This is a genomic window from Burkholderia sp. Ac-20392 (genome assembly GCF_017104585.1).
Lineage (GTDB): Bacteria > Pseudomonadota > Gammaproteobacteria > Burkholderiales > Burkholderiaceae > Burkholderia > Burkholderia lata.
Window position 1 is genome coordinate 1 of sequence record NZ_JAAGPB010000623.1, and the last position, 4,269, is coordinate 4,269.

A 4,269-nucleotide genomic window follows, 5' to 3' on the forward strand; every position below is an offset into this window, starting at 1 on the left:
CACGAGCCCGCCGCACTCGTGATGACCGACAGCACGCACGACGTGGTCCTCGAAGTCAGCGTCAACGGCGAAAGCACCGCGCTGCTCGCGCACTTCCGCGAACGCGACGGCCATCTGTCGGCAAGCGGCGCCGACCTGCGCACGATCGGCTTCGCAACCGACCGGCTCGGCATCGCCGACGCGGCGACCGTCGACCTCGACACGATTCCCGGCCTGCGCTACCGCTACGACGCGGCACACCAGAGCGTCGACCTGCAGATGCCCGACACGCTGCGCCGACCGTACGCGGTCGACAGCCGCGCGCTGCCGGCGACGCAAGAGGCCAGCGCGTCGCGCGGCGTCGCGATCAACTACGAGGCGTACGCGCAGACGATCGGCGAGCGGCAGTTCTCGCTCTACACCGGCGTGCGCTACTTCGACCCGAACGGCGTGTTCAACACGACGGGCACCGCGTATTTCTACAACGGCCAGCGGCGCTATACGCGCTTCGATACGTCGTGGAGCCGCTCGGACCCGGCACGGCCGAGTACGACGCAGATCGGCGACGCGATCTCGGGATCGCTCGCGTGGACGCGCTCGGTGCGCCTCGGCGGCTTCCAGTGGCGCAGCAACTTCGCGCTGCGGCCCGATCTCGTGACGTTCCCGATTCCGTCGCTGGCGGGCTCCGCCGCCGTGCCGTCGGCGGTCGACCTGTACATCAACAACGTGCGCCAGTACACCGGCAACGTGCCGAGCGGCCCGTTCATCATCCACGACGTGCCGGGCATCACCGGCGCTGGCCAGGCGACCGTCATCACGCGCGACGCGCTCGGGCGCACCGTCGCGACGTCGGTGCCGCTCTACGTCGATACGCGCATGCTGTCCGCCGGGTTGTCGAGCTATTCGTTCGAAGCCGGCTTCCTGCGCCGCAACTACGGGCTGCAGTCGTTCGACTACGACGCGCGACCGGCCGTCAGCGGCTCGATGCGGCGCGGCATCACCGATGCGCTGACCGTCGAGGGGCATGCGGAAGCGACCGGCGGCGTGGTCAACGCCGGCGTCGGCGCACTGATGCGGCTCGGCTATGCGGGCGTCGTGAGCGGCGCGGTCGCGGGCAGCGCCGGCCGCTATCCGGGCACGCAGGTGAGCGTCGGCTACCAGGTGATCGAACCGCGCTTCTCGATCAACGCGCAGACGATCCGCGCATTCGGCCGCTACGGCGACCTCGCGTCGCGCGACGGCTCGCCGGTGCCGTCGGCGACCGACCAGGCGACGCTCGCACTGCCGTTCATGCACCGCCAGACGCTGTCGCTCAGCTATATCGGCTTCCGGCTGCCGCAAGGCCCGAGCGCCCGGATCGGCACGGTGTCCTACACGTTGAGCTTCGGCGATCTCGCGTCGGTGAGCGTGAGTGCGTACCGCGACTTCGCGCAGCAGGGCGCGAACGGCGCGTTCGTGTCGCTGAACATCGGGCTCGGCCGCAACACGTCGATCAATGCGACCGTCGGCCGGCAGCGCGGCCAGTCGAACTACACCGTCGACGCGAGCCGGCCGCCCGACTACGACGGCGGCTGGGGCTGGGGCGTGCAGACCGGCGGCACGGGCGCGGTGCCCTACCGGCAGGCGCAACTGCGCTATCTCGGCCATGCAGGCGAAGTCATCGCGGCCGCGCAGAACATCGACCGCCAGACCGGCGCGTCGCTCGACGTCAGCGGCGCGCTCGTCTTCATGGATCGCAGCCTGCAGGTGTCGCGCCGCATCGACGACGGCTTCGCGCTCGTGTCGACCGACGGCGTCGCGGGGATTCCGGTGCTGCACGAGAACCGCGTGATCGGCACGACCGATCGCGCGGGGCACCTGCTCGTGCCCGACCTGAACGCATACCAGAACAACCAGATCGCGATCGACTCGATGAAGCTGCCCGCCGATGCGCGGATCGCCCGCACGTCGATGACGGTCGTGCCGCAGGCGCAATCGGGCGTGGTCGCGCATTTCGGCGTGTCGCGCTATCGCGCGGCGTCGGTGATCCTGCGCGACGCCGCCGGCCGTCCGCTGCCGGCCGGCGCGCACGTGCATCACGCGGAAAGCGGTGCGGACACGATCGTCGGGTACGACGGACTCACGTTCATCGACGGACTGAAGGAGGACAACCACCTCGTGATCGATTACGGCACGCAGCGCTGCGTCGCGGCATTCGCGTTCACGGCGCCCGGCAACGGCACGCTGCCGACCATCGGCCCGCTCACCTGCCGGGCCGCGCCATGAGGTTCGCACTGCTCCTGTTCGTCGCCTTCGCCATGTGGTGCGGCGTGCCGCACGATGCGCAGGCCGAATCGTGCACGGCCACCGCGTCGACGGTGAGCTTCGGCTCGGTCAGCCCGATCTCGCGCGCGTCGGTCGCCGCAACCGGCACCGTCAGCATCACCTGCACGTGGTCGGCCATCACGCTGACGCCGAACGTGCTCGTGTGCCTGAGTCTCGGCGGCACGAGCCCGCGCAGCCTCGTCAACGGCACCAACACGATGCAGTACGACCTCTTTCTCGATGGCGGGCATTCGGTCGCGTGGGGCTCCATTTACTCCGGCACGACGCCGGCATCGGTGACGCTCGTCAAACCCGCGCTCGGCACGAGCGCCAGCGCCACGGTCACGATCTACGGACAGATCACGTCGAACCAGCCGACCGTGCCGACGACCGGCAACAGCACGACGACCTACTCGCAGACGTTCGGCGGCAACACGACCTCGATCAACGCGGGGTTCTACCTGCTCGGTGCGCCAAGCTGCGCGTCTCTGACGGCGTCGAACGGCACCTTCCCGTTCAGCGCGACCGCCAACGTCATCAACAACTGCAACATCAGCGCGACCAACGTCAGCTTCGGCACGGCGAGCGTGCTGTCGGGCGCGCTCGCGGCGACCGGTTCGATCACCGCGCAGTGCACCAACGGCGACGCGTGGAAGGTGGCGCTGAACGGCGGCAGCAGCGGCAGCGTGACCGCGCGCCACATGCAGCGCAGCGGCGGAGGCGGCACGATCGGCTACGGGCTTTACACGGATGCCGCACGCTCGATCGCGTGGGGCGACGGCACGGGCGGCAGCTCGACGGTCACGGGTGTCGGCACGGGTACGTCGCAGGTCGTGACCGTGTACGGCGCAGTGCCCGCGCAAACGACGCCCGCGCCCGGCAACTACAGCGACACGATCACCGCGACGATCAGTTTCTAGCGTTTGGTTCCACAGCATGGGCAGGCGCACACGCCGCGCACGCCGTTCAGAACGTGACGGTCCAGGTGGGAAGCACTCCCGCGCCGATGCTGCGCGGCGCCGACCGCACATCGGGCAGCGGCGCGTGACTGAGCACGAACGGCGTACCGTGCGCGCAATTGACGCTCGGCCCATCGGCATCGACGGCCGGCGGCACGCCGGGGCCGATCGTGCAGGTTTCGGGAATGGTGAGACTGACGCGCAGCGGAATCGACGGATCGGCCGCGCTGGCGAACGACCCTACGCCCAGCGCCGCGAGCGCGATGGCACTGCGTCTGATTTGGCCGGCTCTCATCGTTCGGCCCTCCTTCGTGCATCCATCCAGCATATGCGCGAATTATCGGCATGCGTGCGGAAATCTTGAGTCCGCACGCATGCGATCGGGCCCCGCCGTGCCGGTCAGCGCGCGGCGGCGAATCCGCCGAAAAACGCACGCGCGTTCGCGTCGAGGCTGTCGAGGTGATAGCCGCCTTCCTGCACGATCACCGTCGGCAACCCGAGTGCGCCGATCGCGCCGCCGAGCCGCCCGAAGCCGTCGGTCGTGACGGCCACCTGCGATTGCGGATCGTCCTTGTAGATATCGAAGCCGAGCGCGAGCACGAGTGCGTCGGGCTGGAACCGTGCGAGCGCGCGCAACGCGTCGTCGAGCCGCTCGAAGAACGCCGACTCCGGCGCGCCGTGCGGCATCGGCAGGTTGAGGTTGAATCCGTCGCCGGCCCCCGTGCCCGTCTCTTCCTCGTAGCCCGCGACGACCGGGTAGAAGTTGGTCGGGTCGCCGTGGATCGACACGTACAGCACGTCGTCGCGGCCGTAGAAGATCTCCTGCACGCCCTGACCGTGATGCATGTCGGTGTCGAGGATCGCGACCCGGCGGTGGCGGCCGAGCAGCGACTGCGCGGCGATCGCCGCATTGTTCAGGTAGCAGAAGCCGCCGGCCGCGTCGCGGCGTGCGTGATGGCCGGGCGGCCGGCACAGCGCGTACGCTTCGCGTGCGCCGTCGTTGACGTCGGCCGCGGCCGCCACATCG

4 protein-coding genes are annotated in these 4,269 nt (G+C 69.6%); 2 read left to right on the forward strand and 2 right to left on the reverse strand.

Annotation, left to right across the window (positions count from 1 at the left end):
- Both G3N99_RS35720 and G3N99_RS35725 read left to right on the forward strand, forming a co-directional pair.
- A partial coding sequence (locus G3N99_RS35720) for a fimbria/pilus outer membrane usher protein (RefSeq protein WP_206124708.1) occupies nucleotides 1-2,244 on the forward strand: 2,244 nt, incomplete at its 5' end.
- 32 nt (nucleotides 2,245-2,276) lie between these two features.
- Complete coding sequence (locus tag G3N99_RS35725; RefSeq protein WP_241012020.1) at nucleotides 2,277-3,203, forward strand: spore coat U domain-containing protein; 927 nt, start codon at nucleotides 2,277-2,279, stop codon at nucleotides 3,201-3,203.
- Between the two features lie 46 nt (nucleotides 3,204-3,249).
- Here the strand turns inward: G3N99_RS35725 and G3N99_RS35730 are convergent, their stop codons facing one another.
- Together G3N99_RS35730 and G3N99_RS35735 are read right to left on the reverse strand one after the other, a co-directional pair.
- Nucleotides 3,250-3,537, reverse strand: a complete 288-nt coding sequence (locus tag G3N99_RS35730; protein ID WP_174947574.1) for a hypothetical protein — start codon at nucleotides 3,535-3,537, stop codon at nucleotides 3,250-3,252.
- Nucleotides 3,538-3,641: 104 nt separating this feature from the next.
- On the reverse strand, nucleotides 3,642-4,269 hold a 628-nt coding region (locus G3N99_RS35735), incomplete at its 5' end, for a histone deacetylase family protein (protein ID WP_206124710.1).